Genomic DNA, 22,546 nt, shown 5'->3' with positions numbered 1-22,546 from the left:
AGGCCGGGGCGGTCACCTCACATTCCCGGCCGCAGCACTGTCGGACGTACCGGAGCCACCTGGCGCAAGGCACGAGCCGGAGAAGAGAAGACCTCATGTCCACACCCACGACGATCAAGCAGGGCAACCTCACGTTCTTGCGTGTCGCGATCGCCCTGCAAACCCTGGCCGTCTTCGCCGCCCCGGTCACCGCCGGGTTGCTGCTGACCACGCCCAGCGGGCACGTTCTGCACAGCGCCGCGGCGTACAGCGTGTTCACCGTGGCCCTGGTGCACCTGGCGGCGGCGATCCTGGCGTGGCGGCCGGGCGGCGGCCCGCCCGGGCCGATCCTGAACGCGGCCGGGTTCCTCGCGGCCACGCTGGCGCAGGTCGCGCTGGGCATCGCGCACGTGACGACCCTGCACGTCCCGCTGGGCGTGCTGATGTTCGGCATGAGCCTCCTCCAGCTCAGCCGCATCCTCAAGACCTCCTGATCGCTGATATCGAGAAGGGAACCTTCACCATGTCCACACCTCACAAGATCGTTGTCATCGGCGGCGGTTACGCCGGCACGCTCGCGGCCAACCACCTGCGGATGCGCGACGACCTCGACATCACGCTGGTCAATCCCCGGCCGCAGTTCGTCGACCGGATCCGGCTGCACCAGTACGTGGCCGGCACCGGCGAGGCCACGGCCGACTACGGCACGCTGCTCGGCGAGGGCGTCAAGCTGGTCGTGGACAGCGTCGCGCGCATCGACACCGCCGCCCGCGAGGTGCGGCTGGAGTCGGGGGGCGCGCTGGACTACGACTACGTCATCTACGCGGTCGGCAGCACCGGGGCGATACCGCCGGCGGTGCCCGGCGTGGCCGAATTCGCGTTCGACATCGCCGAATGGGAGTCCGCGCAGCGGCTGCGCGCCGGGCTGGCGGAGTTGCCCCGCGATGCCCGCGTCACCGTGGTCGGCGGCGGGTTGACCGGCATCGAGACGGCCGCCGAGCTGGCCGAGCAGGGGCGCAAGGTCACGCTGGTGTGCGGCCAGGCCCTGGCGCCGACGTTCGGCGCGTCGAGTCGCCGGTACATCGCGAGCTGGCTGTCCAGGCACGATGTGACCGTGCTCGAAGGCGTCGCGGTGAGCGAGGTCCGGCCGGACTCGGTCGTCCTCACCGATGGTGCGGCGCGACCGAGCGGGCTGACCATCTGGGCGACCGGTTTCGGCGTGCCGCAACTGGCGGTCGCGAGCGGGCTGCGTACCGACGAGCTCGGCCGCCTGCTCACCGACGAGACGCTGACCAGCATCGACGACGACCGCATCGTCGCGGCGGGGGACGCCGCCGCACCGTCGGGCCGGCCGCTGCGGATGAGCTGCTACGCCGCCGGGCCGCTCGGCGCGCAGGCCGCCGACACCGTGCTGAGCCGCATCGCGGGCACCGAACCGGAGCTGATCAACGTGCGCTTCACGGGGGCGTGCGTCAGCGTCGGCCGGCACGCGGGCATCCGGCAGTTCGCCCGCAAGGACGACACCGCGGTGAACTTCTTCATCGGCGGCCGCCCTGGCGCGGCGATCAAGGAGGCGACCTGCAAGCTCGCGCTGGGCAGGATCCGCCGCGAGGCCCGCAAACCGGGCTCCGTGGTCTACGTGAAGGGCGGCCCGCGCGCCGTGGAACCGGCCCTCGTCTGACCAGCCGGGTCGGGGCGGCGACCGCTCCGAAAGGGCGCCGGCGTGGCCGGAGCCCGCCTCCTACGGGCGTGGCGTGGCCGGAGCCCGCCTCCTACGGGCGTGGCGTGGTCGAGGCGCGGATCTCCAGCTCGATCGGATGCACCCGCTCCGTCCCCGGCTGCGCCGCGCCCGACAGCAGCTCGAACAGCAACTCCGCGCAACTCGCGCCGGCCTCGCGCGGGCGCAGGTCGATCGCCGTGATGGGCGGGTCGGCCATCCGGGTGGCGGCGCTGTCCACGCACGAGGCGAGCAGCACGTTCGCCCCGGCCTCCCGCAACAGCGGCGCCACCTCGGTCGAGGCCCCCGCGGGAGCGCACACCAGCGCGTCCATCGGCATCCCGCCACCCGCCCCAAGCATGTCACCGGCCGCTCCGGGCGTGCCGTCGCCCGCCCCGAGCAGGGCGCGGGCGGCGGCGCGGATCTCGTCGCCCGTCGCGTCGAACGACACCCGCCGCACCAGCGGCGCGACCCCGTGCGCGGCGCACCACTCCTGGTAGCCCCGGTGCACGCTGGCCGCCCAGTCGCTCTCGTCGCCCGCCACGATGAGCCCCGGCCGCGCCGCCCCGGCCGAGCGCAGGTGGTCGAGCAGCCGCGCGAGCATGAGCGCGTGCTCCGACCACACCACCCCGTCCGCCTGCCGCGCCCCGGGGAACCGCTCGCACGAGACCGTCGGCAGCCCGGTCGCCATCAGGCTCTCCACCACGGGATCCCCGCCGAGCGGGTCGCCGAGCACCAGCCCGTCCACGCGCGGCGCCCGGGCACGGCGCTGCCCTGAGGTGATCAGCGTGACGTCGTAGTCGTGCCGCGCCGCCTGCTCCACCACGCCGAACACGAACGACATGTAGTACGAGGACCGGGTCAGCACCTCGGGCACGTGCAGCCCTATCGTGCCGGTGCTGGCCCTGCGCAGGTGGCGGGCCGAGCCGTTGGGCACGTAGCCGAGCCGCTCGGCGACCGCCACCACGGTCTCGCGGGTGCGCTCCGACACCCGCCCCGAGCCGCGCAACGCGTCGGAGGCCGTCGTCTTGGACACCCCAGCCTCGCGGGCGACGGTGAGGATCGTGACCGGCTCGTCTGCTTGCACGCCCCGATCGTAGCGGCCCATTCACACCCCTCTTCGAGCCCCGCGTCCCGTAAACGATGTGTTTCGCCTGGGCTCCAGGTCTTGTGCCCTCCGGCCATCGCAATTAAGTTAGCGCGAAATTTGCCGGAACGTTCCGGCAGCAGAAAGGGGCCGTACGTGCACCTGTCCACCGGGACGCATCCCCATCCTCTCGACCCGCTCGCCGCACAGGAGATCGACGAGGTCAGACGGGTCCTCATGACGGAGGGCCTGCTGGCCGAGACGGTCCGCGTGGCCTATCTCGGGCTGGAGGAGCCGCCGAAGGACGAGGTGCTGGCGTACGAGACCGGCGCCGCCCGTCCGGCCCGCAAGGCCCGCGCCTTCCTGCTGGACCTGGCCACCGAGGCCGCGCAGGACGTGATCGTGTCCATCGGCGACGGCAAGGTCGAGACCACCGCCCCCATCGACCCCCTGACCGACGGCCAGGTGCCGATGCTGGACGAGGAGCACGCCCTGGTCCGCAGGGTGCTCCGCGAGGACCCGGGCTGGGCGAGGGCCCTGGCCGCACGGGGCATCGAGGACCCGGCGGGCGTCTACCTCGCCGCCCTCAGCGCCGGCCACTTCGGGCTGCCGAAGGAGGAGGGCAGGCGGGTCGCCAGGGTGCTGGCGCACCGGATGCCCACCCTCGGGAGCCTCCCGTGGGCCCACCCCGTGGACGGCCTGGTCGCCTACGTCGACCTGGTCAAGGGCGAGGTGCTGGAGATCGTGGACACCGGCCCCCAGCCCATCCCGCAGGAGAGCGGCGACTACACCCAGGTCGAGCACCGCACCACGCAGAAGCCCATCCACATCACCCAGCCGGACGGCCCCAGCTTCACCGTCGACGGCCCGCTCGTCACCTGGGAGAAGTGGAGTCTGCGCCTCGGCTACGACATGCGCGAGGGCCTCACGCTGCACCGGATCGGCTTCGAGGACGGCGGCCGCACCAGGCCGATCGTCTACCGGGCGTCGGTGGCCGAGATGGTCGTCCCGTACGGCGACCCGAGCCCGATCCGCTTCTGGCAGAACTACTTCGACACCGGCGAGTACCAGCTCGGCAAGCTCGCCAACTCCCTCGAACTCGGCTGCGACTGCCTCGGCGAGATCACCTACTTCGACGCCGTCGTCACCGACGCCGCCGGCACCCCCAAGGTGATCAGGAACGCCATCTGCATGCACGAGGAGGACTACGGCGTGCTGTGGAAGCACACCGACCCGGCCAACGGCTCCAGGGAGACCCGCAGGCAGCGGCGCCTGGTGATCTCGTTCTTCGTGACCGTCGGCAACTACGACTACGGCTTCTACTGGTACCTCTACCTCGACGGCACCATCGAGCTGGAGGTCAAGGCCACCGGCATCGTCTTCACCGGCGCCTACGACGACCGGGCCGCCCCGTACGCGTCCGAGGTCGCGCCCGGGCTGGCGGCGCCGTACCACCAGCACCTGTTCAGCGCCCGGCTCGACATGACGGTGGACGGCGTGGCCAACGCCGTGGACGAGGTCGAGGCCAGGCCGCTCGACAGCGCGCACGGCAACGCGTTCGGCCGCACCGTCACCCGGCTGCGTACCGAACGGGAGGCCAGGCGCGACGCCGACCTGAAGGCGGAGCGCACCTGGCACGTCGTCAACCCGGAGGTGCGCAACCGCCTGGGCCGCCCCGTCGGCTACGCGCTGCACGCCGAGGGCAAGCCGACCCTGATGGCCGCCGAGGGCTCCAGCATCCACCGCAGGGCCGAGTTCGCGACCAACCACCTGTGGGTCACCCGCTACCACCCCGCGGAGCGCTATCCCGCCGGAGACCTGGTCAACCAGCATCCCGGCGGCGCGGGCCTGCCCGCCTACACCAGGGCCGACCGCGACCTCGACGGGCAGGACATCGTGCTGTGGCACACGTTCGGCCTGACGCATTTCCCCCGCACCGAGGACTGGCCGATCATGCCGGTCGACACCTGCGGGTTCGTACTCAAGCCGGTCGGCTTCTTCGACCGGAACCCCACGCTCGACGTCCCGCCGAGCGCCTCCCCACGCTCGTCCTGCCACTAGAGGAGAAGAGGCCCATGCGTCCCATACGCCTGGCCTGCGGTGTCGCGGCAGCCCTGCTGGCAACGGCCTGCGCCGCCACCGGAACGACCACCACCCCCGCGGCCGCCCCCCAGGAGACCGCCGCCCCCGGCTACCTGGCCGTCGCCGACCAGGCACTCGCGCCGGGCGGCACGCTCAACCTCCAGGTGCACATCGACAGCGGCGCCGCCACCGGGTACGACCCCCAGCTCGCCGACGTGGCCACCACCTGGCAGCTCCTCTCGCTGTCGTACGAGACGCTGGTCACGGTGGGCCCGGACTTCAGCGTTCAGCCGCTGCTCGCCGAGAAGTGGGACACCCCCGACGACCAGACGTACGTCTTCCACCTGCGCAAGGGCGTCAGGTTCGCCAACGGCAGGGAGATGACCGCCGGCGACGTGGTGGGCAGCCTCAAGCGGCTGCTGGCCTCCAAGTCGGTGTGGGTGGGCCAGCTCGGGCCGGTGGACTCCGTGGCCGAGGACGGCGACGGCAAGGTCAAGGTCACGCTGAAGGAGCCGTACGCGCCGTTCCTCGCCGCCCTGGCCAACGTGCCCGCCGCGATCCTGCCGATGAAGGAGATCGGCGACAAGTCGGTCGATCCGGCCACCACGCTGCTCGGCACCGGCCCGTACGTGGTCGAGAGCCACCGCCAGGACGTCTCGTGGACGTTCAAGCGCAACGGCACGTACTGGAACCAGGGCAAGCCCGCCGCCGACACCCTCACCATCACGATCGCCCCCGAGGAGGCCGCCCGCATCGCGGCCCTGCAGAACGGCGGCGCCGCCCTGGCCACCCTGGGCAACGTGGACTCCGGGACCATGCTGGCCGGCGCCAAGGACGTCAAGGTCGTCACCCAGGCCACCACGGACTTCTACTACCTGATGCTCAACAGCCTGAAGCCGGGCTCGAAGCTCGCCGACCCCAAGGTCCGGCAGGCGATCAACATCGCGCTCGACCCCCAGCAGATCGCCGGCGTGGCGCTCGGCGGCAAGGGCAAGCCGACCGCCGTCACCCCGGCGGGCCTGCCCGGCGCCTGCGACCCGGCCGCCCTCCCGTCGGCCGCCAAGAGCCTGGACGAGGCCAGGAAGCTGCTGGCGGAAGCCGGGGCGCAGAACCTGTCGTTCACGCTCACCATCTTCAACACCGAGCCCGCCCCCGCCGTCGCCCAGGTGATCCAGCAGAACCTCCAGCAGGCCGGCATCACCGTCAAGATCGAGCAGATGGACGAGGCGAGCTGGTCCGGCAAGGTGTACGGCAAGGCGCCCGCCGAGTTCGACGCCGCCCTGTCCTGGTTCGCCGGCTACGCCGACCCCGGCATGGTCACCAAGTGGTGGAACCCGGAGACGGCCGGCTTCAACGCCGGCTTCATGAAGCCGGACCAGGAGCTCAGCACCCTCATCGACGCGGCCAACAAGCAGACGCGGAACAGGGACAAGGCGCTGGCCGACGTGTGCGCCAAGGCCGACGCGGACGCGCAGATGATCCCGCTGGTCACCCGCCCGGCCACCGTCGCCTACCGCGCCGACGCGCTCAGCCCGAGCCTGTACGCCACCGAGGGCTACGGCAACGTGCTGCGCCTGGTCGCCGACGCCCGCGTGAAGAAGCCGCAGTAACCATGCGGCTGATGATGTGGTGGTCCGGCCGGGCGCTCAGCTCGGCCGCCACGCTCCTGGGCGTCTCCGTGCTGATCTTCGCCGCCGTGCGCCTGATGCCCGGCGGCTTCGCGGAGACCGTGCTCGGGCCGTTCGCCACGGCCGAGCAGAAGGCGGAGCTGGCCGCCCGCTACGGGCTCGACCAGCCGGTCTTCATGCAGTACGGGCACTGGCTGGGCGCCGTCGCGGGCGGCGACTTCGGCATCTCCATGATCAGCCGCCAGCCGGTGGGGGCGGAGTTGCTGGCCCGCCTGCCGGTGACGGCCGAGCTGACCGTGCTGGCGGTGGCCGCGAGCGTGCTGCTCGGCGTCAGCGTGCCGGAGTTCGTGCTGGGCAGCCTGGTCGTGTTCGTCTTCTCCCGGTACGCGCTCGGCCTGGAGGTCGGCTCCTGGGTGCCGCTCACCCGGGACCCCGCCGCGAACCTGGCCACGATGATCCTGCCCGCCGCCGTCCTGTCGGTCTTCTCCGTCTCGGTGACCGCCAGGACCACCCGCGACGCCGTCATGGGCGTGTGACCGGCAGGGTGGAGCTGATCGACGACGCGCTGGAGGTGGTCGAGCGCACGGTGGCGGCGGCGGAGTCGCCGCGCTCGCCGTCCTGGGAGCCGACGCCCGCCTCCAGGGAGAGGTTCCGCGCGCTGCTGCCCGGGGTAGTGGCCTTTCGCGTACATGTCCGTACGCGGGAGAGCGTGTTCAAGCTGAGCCAGGACCTCGACGACGAGCGGTACGCTCGCGTGCGCGCCTGCGCCGGCGCTGAGAACCCGAGACTCGCCGAGTTGATGGACAGGTCATGACATTTCCCACGTTCACCTCCAGCCAGACCGACCCCCGCGCCCGCGGCAAGGAACTGGGCACGCACCTGCGCAAGCAGGTCGCCGCCAACCTCGCCGGCTACACCGACCTCTTCCGGGTCGCCGGAGCCGGTGACGCCCAGGTGCGCGCGTGGGGCGAGCGGGCGCTGGACGCCGGCGCCGCCTGGGCGCCGGAGCTGGCCGAGGAGATCGCCGGCATCGCGGCGGGCGCCGGGCTGGAGCCGTGGCAGGTCGCCGTGATCAACGCCCGCACCGAGATCCTGGCCGCCATCGACATGGTCGGGCACGGCGAGTGCTCGACCTCGGTGGTGCTGCCGCAGGACGGCCCGCCGCGCACGGTGCAGACCTGGGACTGGCACGACCACCTGCGCGACGCGCCGGTGCTGTGGGAGTACGAGCAGGCCTCGGGCCGCGTCGTGCGCACGTTCACCGAGGCGGGCACGCTGGCCAAGATCGGCGCCACCACGGCGGGCCTCGGCGTGCACTTCAACATCCTGCGCCACGAGTCCGACAGCCCCGAGCTGGGCGTGCCCGTGCACCTGATCGCCCGCCGCATCCTCGACGAGGCGGCCACCGTGGAGGAGGCGGCCGACATCGCCCGCTCGGCCCGGGTGTCGGCCTCCACCGTCATCACGGTGGTGACCGAGTCGCACGCGGCCTCCATCGAGATCTCCCCGGCAGGGGTGGCCGTCATCCCGCCGGGCCCCGACGGCGTCCTGCTGCACTGCAACCACTTCCTCGACGCCGGCCTGGCGGCGGGGGAGCGGCACGCCACCGAGCGGCCGGGCACCTACGACCGCATGCGGCACCTGGAGGCCAACGTCGAGGGGCTGAGCGGTGCCGAGCTGAACGGCCGGGCGCTGGCCATGCTCAGCCACGCCCCCGAGGGCGCGCCCGTCTGCGCCCACCCCGACCTCACCCAGCCGATCAACCAGCGCTGGGAGACCGTGGCGACGATCGGGCTCGACCTGCGGGCCGGGCGGCTGCGGGTGCACCGGGGCGGGCCCTGCCAGGTCACCGAGGCGACCTGGCAGACGTTCTGAGTGCCTACTTGAAGGCGGCGATCCCGGTCAGGGCCTTGCCGATGACCAGCGAGTGGATTTCGGAGGTCCCCTCGTAGGTCAGCACCGACTCCAGGTTCACGGAGTGCCTGATCACCGGGTACTCGAGGGTGATGCCGCTCGCGCCGAGCAGCGTGCGGCACTTCCTGGCGATCTCCAGCGCCTCGCGCACGTTGTTCAGCTTGCCGGCGCTCACCTGCTCGGGGGTGAGCGTGCCGGCCTCCTTCAGCCGGCCCAGGTGCACGGCCAGCAGCAGGCCCTTGCCCAGCTCCAGCGCCATGTCCGCGAGCTTCTCCTGGGTGAGCTGGTACGACGACAGCGGCCTGGCGAACACCTCGCGGTCGGCGGCGTACGCGATGGCCGTCTCCAGGCAGTCGAGCGCGGCCCCCATCGCCCCGAACACGATCCCGAACCTGGCCTCGTTCAGGCAGCCGAGCGGCCCGGACAGGCCCCTGGCGCCGGGCAGCATGGCCTGCGCCGGCAGGCGCACGCCGTCGAGCACCAGCTCGCTGGTCACGCTCGCGCGCAGGGAGATCTTGTGCTTGACGTCGTTGACGGTGAACCCCTTGGTGCCGGCCGGGACCAGGAAGCCCCTGATGCCCTCGTCCGTGCGCGCCCAGACCACCGCGACGTCCGACACCGAGCCGTTGGTGATCCACAGCTTGGTGCCGTTCAGCACCCAGTCGCCGCCCTCGCGCTTGGCCGTGGTGCGCATGCCGCCCGGGTCGGAGCCGAAGTCGGGCTCGGTCAGGCCGAAGCAGCCGATGCGCTCGCCGGCCGCCATCGCGGGCAGCCACTCCTGCTTCTGCTCCTCGCTGCCGTACTTCCAGATCGCGTACATGGCCAGCGAGCCCTGCACCGAGACGAGGCTGCGCAGCCCGGAGTCGGCGGCCTCCAGCTCCAGGCAGGCCAGGCCGTACGAGACGGCGCCCATCCCGGCGCAGCCGTAGCCGTCGAGGTGCATGCCGAGCACGCCGATCGAGCCGAGCGTGCGGGCCAGCTCGCGCGCGGGCAGCTCGCCGGCCTCGAACCAGCCGGCGACGTGCGGCCGGATCTCCCGGTCGCACACGCGCCTGACCGTGCTCCTGATCTCGCGTTCCTCCTCGGTCAGCAGCGTGTCCAGGGCGAACAGGGCGGTGGGTGCGATCATCGGCCTCTCCGTATTTTGGATCCAATATTGAAAATCCAATATGGCACAGTTAGGCTGCGTTGACCATGGACGTTCTGAATCTCATCGATGGCCGCTGGGTCGAGGGCGAGGGCGAGGAGTTCGCCGACACCAACCCCGCGCGGCCCGCCGAGGTCGTGGCGCGCGGAAGGTTCGCCTCCGCGCGCGAGGTGGAGGAGGCGATCGTCGCGGCGCGCGCCGCCGCGCCCGGCTGGGCCGCGACCCCGCACCACGCCCGCGCCGCCGTGCTGGCGGGAGCCGCCGACCTCGTGGACGCCGGCGCCGCGGAGTGGGGCGCGGAGCTGGCCCGCGAGGAGGGCAAGACGCTGGCCGAGGCCGTCGCCGAGGTCAGGGGCGCCGCCCGTATCCTGCGCTACTACGCGAGCGAGGCCGACCGGGACAGCGGCGAGATCTTCGCCTCCCCGCGCCCCGGCGAGAACGTGCTCGTCGTCCGCAAGCCGATCGGCGTCGCCGGGCTGATCACCCCGTTCAACTTCCCGATCGCCATCCCCGCCTGGAAGATCGGCCCGGCCCTGACCTACGGCAACACCGTGGTGTGGAAGCCGTCCTCGCTGGTGCCGCTGCTGGCCTACCGGCTGGCGCATGCGCTGGTCGAGGCCGGGCTGCCGGACGGGGTGCTCAACCTCGTCCACGGCGAGGGCGAGGCGGGCTCGGCGATCGTCGGCCACCCGGGCGTGGACGCCGTGTCGTTCACCGGGTCCACGGCCGTCGGGCGGGCCGTCATCGCGCGCTGCGGCGAGCTGGGCAAGCCGGTGCAGACCGAGATGGGCGGCAAGAACGCCTCCGTCGTGCTCGCCGACGCCGACCTCGACCACGCCGCCGAGCAGGTCTGCCTGGGGGCGTTCCGGTCGGCCGGGCAGAAGTGCACCGCCACCTCCCGGCTCATCGTGGCCGCGCAGGTGGCCGACGAGCTGCTGGAGCGGGTGGCCGAGCGGGCCGCGCGGCTCGTCGTGGGCGACCCGCTGTCGCCGGAGGTGGAGATGGGCCCGCTGGTGAGCTCGGCCGCGCGGGACCGGGTGTCGGCCGGGGTGCGGCAGGCCGTCGGCGAGGGGGCCAAGCCGCTGGCCGGCGCCTCGCCGCTGGAACGCGAGGGCTGGTTCGTGCCGCCGACCGTGCTGGACCTGCCCGGGACAGGGGTGGACTTCTGGCGTACCGAGCTGTTCGGGCCCGTGGTCGGCGCCGTGCGGGCGTCGAGCGCGGAGGAGGCGCTCGGGCTGGCCAACCTCAGCGAACACGGCCTGTCGGCGGCCGTCTTCACCCGGGACCTCGGGGTGGCGCTGTCGGCGGTCGAGCGGCTGGAGGTGGGGGTGCTGCACATCAACTCGGAGTCGGCGGGGACGTTCCCGTACGTGCCGTTCGGCGGGGCCAAGCAGAGCGGGTTCGGGCCCAAGGAGCAGGGGCGGGCGGCCAGGGAGTTCTACACCCGCACGGTCACCGTCTACCTGGGGGCGCCGGCGTGAGCGGAGCGCTCTCGGGGCTGCTGGTGGCCGACTTCAGCCGGGTGCTGGCCGGGCCCTACTGCACGATGTTGCTCGCCGACCTGGGGGCCGAGGTGGTCAAGGTCGAGCGGCCGGGGACCGGGGACGACACCCGCGCCTGGGGGCCGCCGTACGCCGCCGGGGAGGCGACGTACTTCCTGGGCGTGAACAGGAACAAACGCTCGATCACCCTCGACCTGCGGGCCGACGTGGAGGTGGCACGGGCGCTCGCCGCGCGGGCGGACGTGCTCGTCGAGAACTTCAGGCCCGGCACGATGGACCGGCTCGGCCTGGGCTACGAGGCGCTGCGGGAGCTCAACCCCGGGCTGGTGTACTGCTCGATCACCGGGTTCGGGTCGGGGGCCGGGGCCGGGCTGCCCGGGTACGACCTGATCGCGCAGGCGGTCGGCGGGCTGATGAGCGTCACGGGCGAGCCGGACGGGCCGGGGACGAAGGCCGGGGTCGCGCTGGTGGACGTGATCACCGGCCTGCACGCGGCCCTCGGCGTCATGGCCGCCCTCCGCCACCGCGACCACACGGGACAGGGCGGCCGGGTGGGCGACGCCGCGCGGCCGTCCGGCGCCGGGCAGCGCGTGGAGGTCTCGCTCCTGTCGTCGCTGCTGTCGGCGCTGACCAACCACGCCTCCGCCTACGCCGCCGCCGGAGTCGTCCCTCAGGCCATGGGCAACCGGCACCCCAGCATCGTCCCGTACGAGGTGTTCCGGGCCGCCGACCGGCCGATCGTCATCGCGGCCGGGAACGACCGCCAGTTCCAGGCCCTGTGCGCGGCACTCGACCGGCCGGACCTCGCCCAGGACCCCCGCTACGCGACCAACGCCGAACGGGTGGCCGCCAGGGACACCCTGGTCGCCGACCTGAACGCGGCGCTGGCCGGGCGCACGGCGGACGAGTGGTTCGAGCGGCTCACCGCCGCCGGGGTGCCGTGCGGGCCGATCAACGACCTGGCCGCCGCCTTCGCCCTCGCCCAGGACCTCGGCCTGGAGCCGGCCGTCGAGCTCGACGGCGTCGGCCAGGTCGCCAACCCCATCCGTCTCAGCGCCACCCCGCCCTCCTACCACCGCCCGCCGCCCGCGCTCGGGCAGGACGACACGTGGCTCCGTGAGATATTGGACCGGTGAGTCCGGACGAGGCACGACGCAGGCCGCCCACGGCCCAGCAGTTCGTGCTGGGTGAGCTGCGCCGTGCCATCACCACCGGCCGGCTGCGCCCCGGCACCCCCATCAGGCAGGACGCGCTGGCCGAGGAGCTGCAGGTCAGCCGGGTCCCCCTGCGGGAGGCGCTCAAGACGCTCGAAGGCGAGGGCCTGGTCACGTACAAGCCGCACAAGGGCTACTGCGTCGCCATGCTCTCCCTCGACGACCTGCGCGAGGTCTACCGCATCCGCGAGCTGCTCGAGGAGGAGGCCGTGCGCGCGGCGGTGGCCAGGCTCACCGACGACGACCTCCACCGGATCGAGGCGGCGCAGGAGGCGGTCGAGCGGGCCGCCGCGGCGGGCGACGTGGCGGCCATGGCGACGGCCAACCGGACCTTCCACATGACGCTGTTCGACTGCGCCGGCATGCCGCGCCTGGCCCGGCTGATCAGAACACTGTGGGACACGACCGACGCCTACCGGTCGATGTACTACGGCGACGCGGGCAACAGGGAGCGGGTGGTCAAGGAGCACCGCGCCGCGCTCGACGCGCTGCGCCGCCGCTCCGCCGACGAGGCCGTGACCACGCTCAACGTCCACCGCGACCGCGCCGTCGCCGAGCTGGAGCCGCTCCTGGACGCCTGAGATCGTCGATCACCAGGCGCGGCGGCTGCTGATCGCCGTGCACCTCGCCCGCCTCGCGCCTGCTGACAACTAGCGCAGGGTCAGGGCCGAGAGGTGCTCGCCCCGGTGGCCCAGCAGGTCCACCTCGACCCCCGTGCCGCCGGCCTGCCAGGCCAGCGCCTGCAGGCCGTGCTCCGGGACCATGACGTCCCGCTCCCCGAGCCGCACCACCCCCACCTCGGCCGACAGCCGCACGATCCCGTAACCGACCCACCGGTACGGCCGGCGCAGCCACGGCACCGGGCTGGCGTTGAACCGGGCGCTCTGCCCGGTGTGGGCGTGCCCGTCGAGCGCGGTGCACCCCGGGCGCGGTCGCAGGACGCTCTCGTCGTCCGGGTCGGCCGCGACGGTGCCGCCGGTACGCAGGTGCCACCGGCCGCCGCGCTTCGGGGACAGCAGCCACACGTCGAGCCAGAACAGCCCCACCCCGTCGAGCCGGGCGAAGGCCGTGGCCGCCAGGCGGTCGCCGACGTACAGGGAGAGCGGGGTGAAGCGGTGCCGGCCGCCGAGCGTCTCCGGCAGCTCCTTGGGCAGACCGTGCGCGATGAGGCGGCGGCTCTCGGTGGCGGGTGTGTACCCCAGGTACTCGGCACGATCCACAGGTCTCATCGGAGCTCCTGGCTCGCCGTCAGTTGGCACGGACCTCGCTGCACCCGCCGAACCGGGCGGTTTCGGGTGGGGTGAAGGGCGTGCCCCCGGCGTCCGCCGGCGCGGCGATGACGACGTGTAGGCAGGGCACCACCGGATCCTACGTGGGTGCGGGTCCCGCCGCGATGCCGCCGGGGAGGAGCTTCGGCTTACGCTCGAACCACGTAGGAGTCGACCGTGAGCCTCCGGCCCCCGAGGAGACCGTATGACCTGGTTCCACACGTTCGATCCCCGCCCGGACGCCGCCATGCGGCTGTTCTGCTTCCCGCACGCCGGCGGCGCCGCCGCGGCCTACCGGGACTGGCACCGGTCGGTCCCGCCGGGCGTGGAGGTGCGGGCCGTGCAGTACCCGGGCCGCGCCGACCGCGCGCGCGAGGCGCCCGTCGGCGACGCGCACGTGCTGGCCGACCTGATCGCCGAGGCCATGCGCCCGTTGCTCGACCGCCCGGCCGTGCTGTTCGGGCACAGCATGGGCTCGGTGCTCGCGTACGAGACGGCGCTGCGCGTCCGCCCCGCCCACCTGGTCGTCTCGGGCCGCCGGGCCGCGCACGTGCCCCGCCCCGGCACCGTGCACCTGGGCACCGACGAGGAGCTGACCGCCGAGCTGCGGCGGCTCGGCGGCACCGAGCCCGAGCTGCTGGACGACGAGGAGATCCGCGCGTACATCCTGCCGATCGTGCGCGCCGACTACCGCCTGGCCGAGACCTACCGCTGCCGCCCGGCCGAGCCGCTGGACTGCCCCATCACGGCCATCATCGGCGACCGCGATCCCCAGGTGGACACCTCGAACGCCCGCGGCTGGGCCGAGCTGACCCGCGCCGGCTTCAAGCTGCACGTCCTGCCCGGCGACCACTTCTACCTGACCCGGCGCCGCGCCGAGGTGATCGACCTGATCCTGGACGCCGTGAGCCCGGGAGGCTGATGGCCGTTCGGGGCACCACTGCCTCAGGAGACCGGGCGGCGGTGGAGGAGGCCGAACTTGGCCCACATCGCCTCCGCGGCCTCGATGGAGGCTCCCGTGCGTGCCGGGTCCATGGCGGCGAGCTGGGTGACCAGCGCCTGGGCCACGGCGATGCCGGCCGTCAGCGAGGGGAAGAACGCCTCGCCCTCCGCGGGCACCATCACGACCTCCTCCGCCGCGGCGGCCAGCGCGGGGCTGGCGGCGTCCGTGACGGCGAACACGCGGACGCCACGCGAGCGTGCCTCGTTGGCGGCCAGCACGGTGCTCTCGTACAGCCGCCAGAAGCTGATCGCGATCAGCACGTCCCGCTCGCCGATCGCGGCCATCACGTTCGCCAGCTCCGCGTCGCCGCCCGTCACGGCCTGCACCGGGTAGCCGGCCAGCCGGGCGTTGTGGGCGAGCGCGATCCCGACGGCCGCGTAACTGCCGTCGGCGACGATCACCGTGCGGCGGGCCTCCGCCATGGCCCGGGCGATCGTGAGCAGCACGCCCTCGTCCAGGCGCCGGTTGAGCAGGGCCAGGCTGTCGAGGTCGCGGCGCAGCGAGCGTGAGGAGGGCGAGCCGGTGCCCCGGTGCTCGGCCGCGACCTGGCCGGCGCTGAGCGAGGACAGGTAGCGGGCGCGCAACTCCTGTTGCAGGGCGGGCCAGCCGGCGAAGCCGAGCGACTGCGCCGTACGGGTGACGGTGGCGACGTTGACGCCCGCGAGCTGGGCCAGCTCCCCGGCGGACCCGAACGCGGCCCGGCGCGGCTGCGAGAGCAGGAGCTCCAGCACGGCGGCTGCCTTGCCGCGCAGCCCGCGCTCCGGCAGGCGTTCGCGCAGCCAGTCCTGGAAGCTGTCGGTGGCGCGCTCCGTCACGTGGTCCCTTCCTGAGGCCGGACGTCGCCATGGTACGCGCTCGCGGCCAAGCCAACTTGCAAAGACCATTGCAATTTCACCAATTTGCACTATATGTTGCTGCGCAATCGACTTGCAGGGCCATGACCTGGTGAAAGGTGTGCTTCGATGACCTTGTTGGCCCGTCTGGACCGGCTCCCGCTGAGCCGTCCGCACTACGTCCTGCTCCTGATAGGCGGCCTCGGCTACACCTTCGACGGCATGGACTCGGCCGTCGTCGCCTTCCTGCTGCCGAGCGCGCAGGAGGCCTGGGGCCTGTCCAACGGCCAGCTCGGCTTCATCGGGTCCGCGACGCCGTTCGGGTTCCTGTTCGGCGCGACCGTGGCGGGCCTGCTCGGCGACCGCATCGGCCGCAAGAAGGTGATGATGTACGCGCTCGCCTTCTACGCGGTCTTCTCCGTGGTGGCCGCGTTCGCGCCGAACTACGAGGTGTTCCTCGGCGCCCGGGTGCTCGCCGGGGCCGGGGCGGGGGCGGAGAGCGCGATCATCGCCCCGTTCCTGTCGGAGTTCGTGCCCGCCAAGCGGCGCGGGTGGTTCATCGGGGCGCTGGCCGGGTTCTTCTCGTTCGGGTTCGTGATGGCGGCGCTGATCGGGCGGTTCGTCGTGCCGACGTTCGACGACGGCTGGCGGATCGCTCAGGTGATCACCGCGCTGCCGATCGTGATGCTGCTGTGGTGGCGCCGCTCGCTGCCGGAGTCGCCGCGCTTCCTGCTCCAGCAGGGCCGTACGGGTGAGGCCGAGGCGGTGGTCGCCGACCTGGAGCGGCGCGTCGAGCGGGCGACGGGGCAGCCACTGCCGCCGGTGCCCGAGACCGCCGTCGCCCCCGCCTCCGCCGGCGCGCCGAAGGTGAACCTGTTCAGCGCGCTGCGCTTCCTGTGGAGCCCGGCCATGGCCAGGCGCACGGCGGTGATCTGGCTGGTGTGGTTCGTGATCACGTTCTCGTACTACGGGTTCTTCTCCTGGATCCCCACGCTGCTCGTGCAGCGCGGCATCACGGTCACCAAGAGCTTCGAGTTCTCGATCATCATCTACCTGGCGCAGATCCCGGGATACTTCTCCGCGGCCTGGCTGTCGGAGCGGATGGACCGCAAGAACACGATCGCGCTCTACCTCGCGGGCTCGGCGGTCAGCGCGTTCTGGCTGTCGCAGATGGACTCGCCCGTCATGATCACGCTCGCGGGCGCGGTGCTGTCGTTCTTCCTGAACGGCACGTACGCCGGCGTCTACTCCTACACCCCCGAGGTGTTCCCCACCTGGATCCGCGCCACCGGCACCGGGCTGTCCAGCGCGTTCGGCCGGGTCGGCAGCATCCTCGCCCCGACGATCATCGGCCTGTCGGCCGCGAGTTTGGGCTTCGCCGGCGTGTTCGGGCTGACGACCGCGGTGCTGGTGGCCGGGGTGGTGTGCGTGATCGTGTTCGGTCTGGCCACGGCAGGGCGATCACTGGAAGAGCTGACGGAGACGACTGAGGAGGCAACCCGATGATCGGGCTGGAGGAGAGGGTGCGCCGGGAGGTGGGCGTGCGGTTGTTCACCGTGCTCGCCTGGGTGCCGGAGCGGCGGGCGCTGCGCCGCGTGCACAGCAGCCACCCGGAGCAGTACCCGGTGGGCGGCGAGAAGACCGTCGAGGTGGCCCAGAACTGGCTGGCCACCTGCATCGAGGGGCGGCAGCCGTACTTCGGCAGGGACAAGGCCGCCGTACGCGAGATCTTCGCCGACCACGAGCTGATCGAGAGCCTGGGCTGCGGGTCCATCATCAACGTGCCCGTACTCGGGGACGACGGCGAGGTCCTCGGCGTGCTCAACATCCTCGACGCCGAGGGGACCTACGACGACGCGTCCGTGGCCGCCGCCCAGGCCATCGCCAAGGACGCCGCCGCCTGCCTCAGGGGCGGTGCGGCATGAGCCTGCTGCTCAAGAACGCCCTGCTGCTCGACGTGCGGACCGGCGAGTACGCCGAGAGCGACCTGCGGTGCGCCGACGGCCGCATCGCCGAGACCGGCTCCGGGCTCACCGCCCCCGACGGCACGCGGGTGCTCGACCTGGCGGGCGCCCGCGTCGTGCCCGGCCTGATCGACGCGCACGTCCACGTCACCGCCTCCACCGCGAACCTCGGCACGCTCGGCTCCATGTCGCCCGCGTACGTGACCGCCCACAGCGCCCGCATCATGAGCGACATGCTGAGCCGCGGCTTCACCACGGTCCGCGACGCGTCCGGCGCCGACTTCGGCCTCGCCGACGCGCAGGCGGAGGGCCTCGTACGCGGCCCGCGCCTGCTGTTCTGCGGCAAGGGCCTGAGCCAGACCGGCGGGCACGCCGACTTCCGCGGCAGGGGCGAGCACCTCAAGGACGACCACCCGTGCTGCGCCGGAGTCGGCCGGGTGGCCGACGGCGTGGACGCGGTCCGCGCCGCGGCCCGCGACGAGCTGCGCAAGGGCGCCCACCACATCAAGGTGATGGCCTCCGGCGGCGTGGCCTCGCCGACCGACCGCATCGACTCGACCCAGTACTCGATGGACGAGCTTCGCGCCGCCGTCGAGGAGGCCGAGGCCGCCAACCGGTACGTCGCCGCCCACGCCTACACCGCCCGCGCCGTCAACCGGGCCCTGGAGGCCGGGGTGCGCTCCATCGAGCACGGCAACCTGATCGACGACACGAGCGTGGAGCTGTTCCTGCGGCACGAGGCGTACCTGGTGCCGACGCTCGTGACGTACTGGGCGCTCAAGGAGGAGGGCCGCGAGTTCGGCCTGCCCGAGCGGAGCTGGCGCAAGGTGGACGAGGTGCTCGGCGCGGGGCTCGTCGCGCTGGAGCGGGCGGCGCGGGGCGGGGTGCGGCTCGCGTACGGGACCGACCTGCTCGGCGGCATGCACCGGCACCAGAACCAGGAGTTCCGGCTCAGGGCCGAGGTGCAGCGGCCGATCGACGTGCTGCGGGCGGCCACCACGGGGGCGGCGGAGCTGGTCGGGCTGGCGGGCGAGATCGGCACGCTGGCCGTGGGCGCGCACGCCGACCTGCTCGTGCTCGACGGGGATCCGCTGGAGGACATCGGCGTGCTGGCCGACCCCGGGCACGTGCGTCACGTCGTCCAGGCGGGCGCGCTCGTGTGATCGACGGGCGGTGTGCCCGCGTCGGGTGCTGGGCGACACGGCGCGCCGTCGTGCGTACCGTGGTCGTCGTGACGACGCTCGCGCGCACCGCCCTGGTCGTCGGAGCGGTGCTCATCCTGCTGCTGGGGCTGCTGTGGGTGTTCCAGCGGCGGCTCATCTACCTGCCCGACAGCGCCCCCGTGCCCCCGGCCGCCTCGGTGCTGCCGGGGGCGCGCGACATCACGCTCACGACCCGCGACGGGCTGCGGCTCGCCGCCTGGTACGTGCCCGGCCAGCACGACGTGACCGTGCTGGTCACCGGCGGCAACGCGGGCAACCGGCTGCACCGCGCGCCGCTGGCCAGGGCGCTGGCCGCGTACGGGCTGCCGGTGCTGCTCATGGACTACCGCGGCTACGGCGGCAACCCCGGCAGCCCCACCGAGGAGGGCCTCCACCTCGACGCCCTGGCCGCCCGCGACGCCATCCGCAGCCCGCGGGTGATCTACTTCGGCGAGAGCCTCGGCGCGGCGGTGGCCACCAGGCTCGCGCTGGAGCGCCCGCCCGACGGGCTGGTGCTGCGCTCGCCGTTCACCGACCTGGCCGCCGCCGGCCAGGCCAACTACCCGTTCCTGCCGGTGCGCGCGCTGCTGCGCGACCGCTTCCCCGTCGCCGACGGCATCGCCTCGGTACGGGCCCCGGTCGTGGTCGTGTACGGCACCGGCGACACGATCGTCCCTCCTGACCTGAGCCGCGCGGTCGCCGGCGCCGCGCGGGCGACGACCGTGGAGGTGGCCGGGGCGGGGCACAACGACCTGGTCCTGCTGAACGGCCGGGAGCTCGTCGGCGCGGTCGTCGAGCTGGCCGAACGCGTCAGCAAGGCGGGCTGACACCCCGCGGGCGGGCGACGCCGGCGGGAAGCCCGTGTCCGTGGCCGAAGACGTCTCGGCTACAACCAGCTCGCCCGCACGCTCGTGGCCGATCCGGCGCCGACCGGGCCGTTCGGGTCGGCGGCGCGTACGGTGTCGAGCAGGCGGGCGACCGTCTCGACGATCTCCGGAGCCCGGTCGCGCAGGCCGGTCACGTCGGCCGGGCTGGCCTCGTCGCGGCCGACCCCGGACTCCTCCAGCACCCCCTCCAGATCGGCCAGCCGCTCACCGAGCCACTTCAGCGGCTCCTCCGACAGCCGCTCGTCGAACACCCGCCGCCCCGGCTCCCACCCCTTGACCCCGGGGTGATGGTGGGTGCGGTCGAAGCTGCCCGGCGTGCCGGTGACCGACTCCAGCAGGTCGACGCGCCAGATCGGCCGGTCGACGGTGATGGGCCGGGAGGAGTAGATCGAGCCCTTGAGCTCGCCGGTCTCCAGCCGGCGCAGCTCCAGCCGGACGCCGCGCTCGGCGCCCTCCTGGCCTTCGAGGGGGTTGGGGTCGACGAAGTAGATGTCACTCACGGCCACGCCGATCCGATCGAAGCCGAAGAGGTAGAGCACGGTGACCACGTCCTTCGCGCAGGTGTCGGGCACGCCTCACCCTCAACGTAACACCGGGGCCCACCGGACGATCAAGGCCGCATCGCGGGCGGCCCCCGAGATGTGTCGCTGTGGATGGTCACGCCGTAACGCCGGCGGTGGATCGGAGGCCGGCTGCAGCAGCGCTGCCTGACACGGCGGCTCAGGTGTGATCGGGGTTCGGCGGGGCCGGTGCCGTCTTCGGAGGGGGAGGGCGGGGTCGTCAGGGTTCGACGAGGCCGGCGCGGATGGCGTACCGGGTCAGCTCCAGGCGGTCGCGCATGCCGAGCTTCTGCAGGATGTTCGCCCGGTGGCGATCGACCGTCTTGACGCTGATGACCAGCGTCTCGGCGATCTCCTTCGCCGAGTTGCCCTCGGCGATCAGCTTGACGATCTCCTCCTCCCGCGGCGTCAGGATGCTCTCGGGCATGCGCTCGCCCTCCCGGGCCCGCTGCAGGTAGTCGCGGATGAGGGCGGTGATCGCGCCCGGGTAGAGGAACGGCTCGCCGCGCATCGTGGCCCGGCACGCCTCCAGCAGGTCCTGGTCGGCGACCGACTTGAGCACGTAGCCCGACGCGCCGACCTTGAGCGACTCGAAGAAGTACTGCTCGTTGTCGTACATCGACAGGATCAGGATGCGGATGCCGGGCGACCGCCGGGAGATCTCCCTGGCCGCCTGGAGGCCGGTCATGCGGGGCATCGCGATGTCGAGGATGGCCAGGTCGACGTCCTCCTCCGAGGCCGCGGCCACGGCCTGCGCGCCGTCGGCGGCCTCGGCGACCACCTCCAGGTCGGGCTCGGCGTCGAGGATCAGCCGCAGGCCCCGGCGGACCAGCGCGTGGTCGTCGGCCAGCAGGATCCGGGTCTTGTTCACGGGGCCGTCCTTCGCTCCTGAGGGATGACGAGGCTGACGCGGGTGCCCTGGCCCGGCGGGGAGTCGACGGTCAGGCGGGCGCCGATGAGCAGGGCGCGCTCGCGCATGCCCCGGATGCCGGCGCCGTCCTGGAGGGCGCCGCCCCGGCCGTCGTCGGTGATGCGCAGCACCAGGCGGCCGTCCTCGTCCGCGAGCGACAGCTCGGCGCGGGTGGCGCGGGCGTGCCTGGCGATGTTGGTCAGGCTCTCCTGCGCGATCCGGTACAGGACGAGCTCGACGTCCGGGCCCAGGGCCGGGTGGTCGGGTTGCAGGTGGCGGGTCACCGGGATGCCGCTCATCCGGGAGACGTCCGTGGCCAGGGCGCTGAGGGCGCTGTGCAGCCCGAGGTCCTCCAGCACGCCGGGGCGCAGGCGGCGGGCGACCTGGCGTACCTCGTCGAGGCTGGCCCGTACGGTCTCCTGCACGCCGTGCAGGTCCTCCTTCAGGTCGGCGGGGGCGCGGTCCACCACCCGCTTCAGGCCCAGCAGCACCACGGTCAGGCTCTGGCCGATCTCGTCGTGCAGCTCGCGAGCGATGCGCTGCCGCTCGCCCTCCTGCGCGGCCAGCGCGTGGGCGCTGCTGGCGCTGCGCTCGGCCTCCAGCCGGTCCAGCATCGCGTTGAACGTGGCGATCAGGTGGGTGAGATCGCTGTTGCCGCTGTCGGACAGGCGGTCGCCGGTACGCAGCAGGTCCACCCGCTGCATCAGCGTGGTCAGCGCGTCCAGCGGGGCCAGGCTGCGGCGCAGCAGCAGCGCGTTGGCGCCCAGCATCACCGCCAGCCCGATCAGCAGGACCGGCACCTCGGCCCACACGACCGGGGCGGAGACGGTGGCGGGGGAGAGCGCGAGCACGAGCGTGCCGGTCGCGAACACCAGGCCGTTGATGGCGACCAGCCGGCGGCGCGTCCCCCGTGCCGCCCTTCGCGCGATCGTTCATCGCCTCTAGCCTCTTCGTCCGAGAGTGCGATTGTCCATGCGGTCTGACCCCCATAAAGAAGTACGTCCCTACATGTTCTATCCCTGCCCAGATGGGTGCCGGACCCGATAGCCCCCGCACCGCGCCTCCCTGGAGGATGGACCGGAGCCGGAGGGAGACAGCGACGTGGAAGCCAGCAACATCGCCGTGAACCTGCCGACCGTGACCGCGCACGACCCCGTCACCAGGGCCGTGCGGATCATGGCGCTGGGCCGGATGCCCGGCCTGATCGTCGTGGACGGCAGGGGCCGGCCGTCGGCCGTGCTCCCGGGGACGCAGGTGCTGCGGCTGGCGGTGCCGGGGGCGTACCAGGAGGATCCGGCGCTCTGCCGGACGATCGACGAGGCGCACGCCGATTTGTTCTGGGGCGAGCTGGGCGACCTGACGGTGGGCGACTGCCTGCCGGGCCGGCCCGCCACGCCGGCGACCGTGCCGCTCGACGCGACCCTGCTCGAAGTGGCCGCCCTGATGGCCAGGCTGCGCAGCCCGATCGTCGCGGTCGTCGGCCGCGACGGCGTGCTCGCCGGGGCGATCACCCTGGAGCGGCTGCTGACCTGCCTGGCGCTCTCCGGCCAGGACGACTGACACCTTTCCCCACGAACCGGACGGGCGCCGCGTGCCCGCCCGGGCCGAAGCATGCCCACCCTACGGAGGTCACCATGATCCGCTGTTGT

Annotated in this window: 23 protein-coding genes; 16 read left to right on the top strand and 7 right to left on the bottom strand. The window is 72.9% G+C overall.

Features of this window, described 5'->3' with window-relative positions:
* The first annotated feature begins 95 nt into the window (after window positions 1–95).
* Both ACBJ32_RS31780 and ACBJ32_RS31775 read left to right on the top strand, forming a co-directional pair.
* The gene (locus ACBJ32_RS31780) at window positions 96–473 is read left to right on the top strand and encodes a hypothetical protein (RefSeq protein ID WP_375129845.1); all 378 of its coding nucleotides are present in this window, start codon (window positions 96–98) and stop codon (window positions 471–473) included.
* 29 nt (window positions 474–502) lie between these two features.
* Window positions 503–1,660, top strand: coding sequence for an NAD(P)/FAD-dependent oxidoreductase (locus ACBJ32_RS31775; RefSeq protein WP_375129844.1), 1,158 nt, complete (start codon window positions 503–505; stop codon window positions 1,658–1,660).
* A 91-nt stretch (window positions 1,661–1,751) separates the two neighbouring features.
* On the opposite strand, the gene ACBJ32_RS31770 is transcribed toward ACBJ32_RS31775, so the two are convergent.
* The gene (locus ACBJ32_RS31770; RefSeq protein ID WP_375129843.1) at window positions 1,752–2,783 is read right to left on the bottom strand and encodes a LacI family DNA-binding transcriptional regulator; all 1,032 of its coding nucleotides are present in this window, start codon (window positions 2,781–2,783) and stop codon (window positions 1,752–1,754) included.
* Window positions 2,784–2,939: 156 nt separating this feature from the next.
* Here ACBJ32_RS31770 and ACBJ32_RS31765 point away from each other — a divergent pair, with 156 nt between their 5' ends.
* From ACBJ32_RS31765 to ACBJ32_RS31745, 5 genes are read left to right on the top strand one after another with little or no spacing between them, the layout of a single operon-like run.
* Window positions 2,940–4,844, top strand: a complete 1,905-nt coding sequence (locus tag ACBJ32_RS31765; protein ID WP_375129842.1) for a primary-amine oxidase — start codon at window positions 2,940–2,942, stop codon at window positions 4,842–4,844.
* A gap of 14 nt (window positions 4,845–4,858) precedes the next feature.
* Window positions 4,859–6,475 carry an ABC transporter substrate-binding protein gene (locus tag ACBJ32_RS31760; RefSeq protein ID WP_375129841.1) on the top strand — a complete coding sequence of 539 codons (1,617 nt, stop codon included), beginning with the start codon at window positions 4,859–4,861 and terminating at the stop codon, window positions 6,473–6,475.
* A 2-nt stretch (window positions 6,476–6,477) separates the two neighbouring features.
* The gene (locus ACBJ32_RS31755; RefSeq protein WP_375129840.1) at window positions 6,478–7,029 is read left to right on the top strand and encodes an ABC transporter permease; all 552 of its coding nucleotides are present in this window, start codon (window positions 6,478–6,480) and stop codon (window positions 7,027–7,029) included.
* The gene (locus ACBJ32_RS31750) at window positions 7,026–7,307 is read left to right on the top strand and encodes a hypothetical protein (protein ID WP_375129839.1); all 282 of its coding nucleotides are present in this window, start codon (window positions 7,026–7,028) and stop codon (window positions 7,305–7,307) included. Before ACBJ32_RS31755 ends, ACBJ32_RS31750 begins: the two co-directional genes overlap by 4 nt.
* Window positions 7,304–8,368, top strand: a complete 1,065-nt coding sequence (locus ACBJ32_RS31745; protein ID WP_375129838.1) for a C45 family autoproteolytic acyltransferase/hydolase — start codon at window positions 7,304–7,306, stop codon at window positions 8,366–8,368. Before ACBJ32_RS31750 ends, ACBJ32_RS31745 begins: the two co-directional genes overlap by 4 nt.
* Before the next feature lie 4 nt (window positions 8,369–8,372).
* Here ACBJ32_RS31745 and ACBJ32_RS31740 read toward each other — a convergent pair whose 3' ends face one another.
* A complete protein-coding gene (locus ACBJ32_RS31740) occupies window positions 8,373–9,536 on the bottom strand; it encodes an acyl-CoA dehydrogenase family protein (protein ID WP_357871376.1) in 1,164 nt (387 codons plus the stop codon).
* A 65-nt stretch (window positions 9,537–9,601) separates the two neighbouring features.
* On the opposite strand from ACBJ32_RS31740, the gene ACBJ32_RS31735 reads away from it, so the two are divergent.
* The 3 genes from ACBJ32_RS31735 to ACBJ32_RS31725 are packed head-to-tail and all read left to right on the top strand — an operon-like array spanning window position 9,602 to window position 12,851.
* Entirely contained in the window at window positions 9,602–11,035 is a 1,434-nt protein-coding gene (locus tag ACBJ32_RS31735) for an aldehyde dehydrogenase family protein (protein ID WP_375129837.1), read from the top strand.
* Entirely contained in the window at window positions 11,032–12,192 is a 1,161-nt protein-coding gene (locus tag ACBJ32_RS31730; RefSeq protein ID WP_375129836.1) for a CaiB/BaiF CoA transferase family protein, read from the top strand. The genes ACBJ32_RS31735 and ACBJ32_RS31730 overlap by 4 nt, the downstream gene beginning before the upstream one ends.
* Window positions 12,189–12,851 carry a GntR family transcriptional regulator gene (locus tag ACBJ32_RS31725; protein WP_375129835.1) on the top strand — a complete coding sequence of 221 codons (663 nt, stop codon included), beginning with the start codon at window positions 12,189–12,191 and terminating at the stop codon, window positions 12,849–12,851. The genes ACBJ32_RS31730 and ACBJ32_RS31725 overlap by 4 nt, the downstream gene beginning before the upstream one ends.
* A gap of 69 nt (window positions 12,852–12,920) precedes the next feature.
* Here the strand turns inward: ACBJ32_RS31725 and ACBJ32_RS31720 are convergent, their stop codons facing one another.
* A complete protein-coding gene (locus tag ACBJ32_RS31720; RefSeq protein WP_375129834.1) occupies window positions 12,921–13,499 on the bottom strand; it encodes a hypothetical protein in 579 nt (192 codons plus the stop codon).
* 244 nt (window positions 13,500–13,743) lie between these two features.
* On the opposite strand from ACBJ32_RS31720, the gene ACBJ32_RS31715 reads away from it, so the two are divergent.
* Window positions 13,744–14,460 carry a thioesterase II family protein gene (locus ACBJ32_RS31715; protein WP_375129833.1) on the top strand — a complete coding sequence of 239 codons (717 nt, stop codon included), beginning with the start codon at window positions 13,744–13,746 and terminating at the stop codon, window positions 14,458–14,460.
* 23 nt (window positions 14,461–14,483) lie between these two features.
* Here the strand turns inward: ACBJ32_RS31715 and ACBJ32_RS31710 are convergent, their stop codons facing one another.
* Window positions 14,484–15,356: a MurR/RpiR family transcriptional regulator gene (locus tag ACBJ32_RS31710; protein WP_357871391.1), complete on the bottom strand. Its 873-nt coding sequence runs from the start codon at window positions 15,354–15,356 to the stop codon at window positions 14,484–14,486.
* Window positions 15,357–15,503: 147 nt separating this feature from the next.
* Between ACBJ32_RS31710 and ACBJ32_RS31705 the strand changes: the two genes are divergently transcribed.
* From ACBJ32_RS31705 to ACBJ32_RS31690, 4 genes are all read left to right on the top strand, one after another.
* Complete coding sequence (locus tag ACBJ32_RS31705; RefSeq protein ID WP_357871394.1) at window positions 15,504–16,880, top strand: MFS transporter; 1,377 nt, start codon at window positions 15,504–15,506, stop codon at window positions 16,878–16,880.
* Window positions 16,877–17,299 carry a GAF domain-containing protein gene (locus ACBJ32_RS31700; protein ID WP_375129832.1) on the top strand — a complete coding sequence of 141 codons (423 nt, stop codon included), beginning with the start codon at window positions 16,877–16,879 and terminating at the stop codon, window positions 17,297–17,299. Before ACBJ32_RS31705 ends, ACBJ32_RS31700 begins: the two co-directional genes overlap by 4 nt.
* Window positions 17,296–18,501 carry an amidohydrolase family protein gene (locus tag ACBJ32_RS31695; RefSeq protein ID WP_357871400.1) on the top strand — a complete coding sequence of 402 codons (1,206 nt, stop codon included), beginning with the start codon at window positions 17,296–17,298 and terminating at the stop codon, window positions 18,499–18,501. The genes ACBJ32_RS31700 and ACBJ32_RS31695 overlap by 4 nt, the downstream gene beginning before the upstream one ends.
* Before the next feature lie 68 nt (window positions 18,502–18,569).
* Window positions 18,570–19,367, top strand: coding sequence for an alpha/beta hydrolase (locus ACBJ32_RS31690; RefSeq protein ID WP_375129831.1), 798 nt, complete (start codon window positions 18,570–18,572; stop codon window positions 19,365–19,367).
* A gap of 59 nt (window positions 19,368–19,426) precedes the next feature.
* Here the strand turns inward: ACBJ32_RS31690 and ACBJ32_RS31685 are convergent, their stop codons facing one another.
* The 3 genes from ACBJ32_RS31685 to ACBJ32_RS31675 all read right to left on the bottom strand — a co-directional run bounded on the left by ACBJ32_RS31685 (window position 19,427) and on the right by ACBJ32_RS31675 (window position 21,769).
* Complete coding sequence (locus tag ACBJ32_RS31685) at window positions 19,427–19,999, bottom strand: hypothetical protein (protein WP_375129830.1); 573 nt, start codon at window positions 19,997–19,999, stop codon at window positions 19,427–19,429.
* 208 nt (window positions 20,000–20,207) lie between these two features.
* Window positions 20,208–20,858, bottom strand: coding sequence for a response regulator transcription factor (locus ACBJ32_RS31680; RefSeq protein WP_357871409.1), 651 nt, complete (start codon window positions 20,856–20,858; stop codon window positions 20,208–20,210).
* Window positions 20,855–21,769, bottom strand: coding sequence for a histidine kinase (locus tag ACBJ32_RS31675; RefSeq protein ID WP_375129829.1), 915 nt, complete (start codon window positions 21,767–21,769; stop codon window positions 20,855–20,857). Before ACBJ32_RS31675 ends, ACBJ32_RS31680 begins: the two co-directional genes overlap by 4 nt.
* Window positions 21,770–21,998: 229 nt before the next feature.
* Here ACBJ32_RS31675 and ACBJ32_RS31670 point away from each other — a divergent pair, with 229 nt between their 5' ends.
* Entirely contained in the window at window positions 21,999–22,457 is a 459-nt protein-coding gene (locus tag ACBJ32_RS31670; protein ID WP_357871415.1) for a CBS domain-containing protein, read from the top strand.
* The last annotated feature ends 89 nt before the right edge of the window (window positions 22,458–22,546 follow it).

The sequence above is a fragment of the Nonomuraea sp. GTA35 genome (assembly GCF_041950525.1).
GTDB lineage: Bacteria > Actinomycetota > Actinomycetes > Streptosporangiales > Streptosporangiaceae > Nonomuraea.
Note: the sequence above shows the minus strand (reverse complement) of the source record. Positions and strands in the feature narration are given on the sequence as shown.

Bases quoted from the DNA above. Each gene is read 5' to 3' on its own strand.
- ACBJ32_RS31745 (WP_375129838.1), top strand. From the start codon at position 7,304: ATGACATTTCCCACGTTCACCTCCAGCCAGACCGACCCCCGCGCCCGC.
- ACBJ32_RS31780 (WP_375129845.1), top strand. From the start codon at position 96: ATGTCCACACCCACGACGATCAAGCAGGGCAACCTCACGTTCTTGCGT.
- ACBJ32_RS31775 (WP_375129844.1), top strand. From the start codon at position 503: ATGTCCACACCTCACAAGATCGTTGTCATCGGCGGCGGTTACGCCGGC.
- ACBJ32_RS31735 (WP_375129837.1), top strand. From the start codon at position 9,602: ATGGACGTTCTGAATCTCATCGATGGCCGCTGGGTCGAGGGCGAGGGC.
- ACBJ32_RS31700 (WP_375129832.1), top strand. From the start codon at position 16,877: ATGATCGGGCTGGAGGAGAGGGTGCGCCGGGAGGTGGGCGTGCGGTTG.
- ACBJ32_RS31740 (WP_357871376.1), bottom strand. From the start codon at position 9,536: ATGATCGCACCCACCGCCCTGTTCGCCCTGGACACGCTGCTGACCGAG.
- ACBJ32_RS31755 (WP_375129840.1), top strand. From the start codon at position 6,478: ATGCGGCTGATGATGTGGTGGTCCGGCCGGGCGCTCAGCTCGGCCGCC.
- ACBJ32_RS31720 (WP_375129834.1), bottom strand. From the start codon at position 13,499: ATGAGACCTGTGGATCGTGCCGAGTACCTGGGGTACACACCCGCCACC.
- ACBJ32_RS31705 (WP_357871394.1), top strand. From the start codon at position 15,504: ATGACCTTGTTGGCCCGTCTGGACCGGCTCCCGCTGAGCCGTCCGCAC.
- ACBJ32_RS31760 (WP_375129841.1), top strand. From the start codon at position 4,859: ATGCGTCCCATACGCCTGGCCTGCGGTGTCGCGGCAGCCCTGCTGGCA.
- ACBJ32_RS31695 (WP_357871400.1), top strand. From the start codon at position 17,296: ATGAGCCTGCTGCTCAAGAACGCCCTGCTGCTCGACGTGCGGACCGGC.
- ACBJ32_RS31715 (WP_375129833.1), top strand. From the start codon at position 13,744: ATGACCTGGTTCCACACGTTCGATCCCCGCCCGGACGCCGCCATGCGG.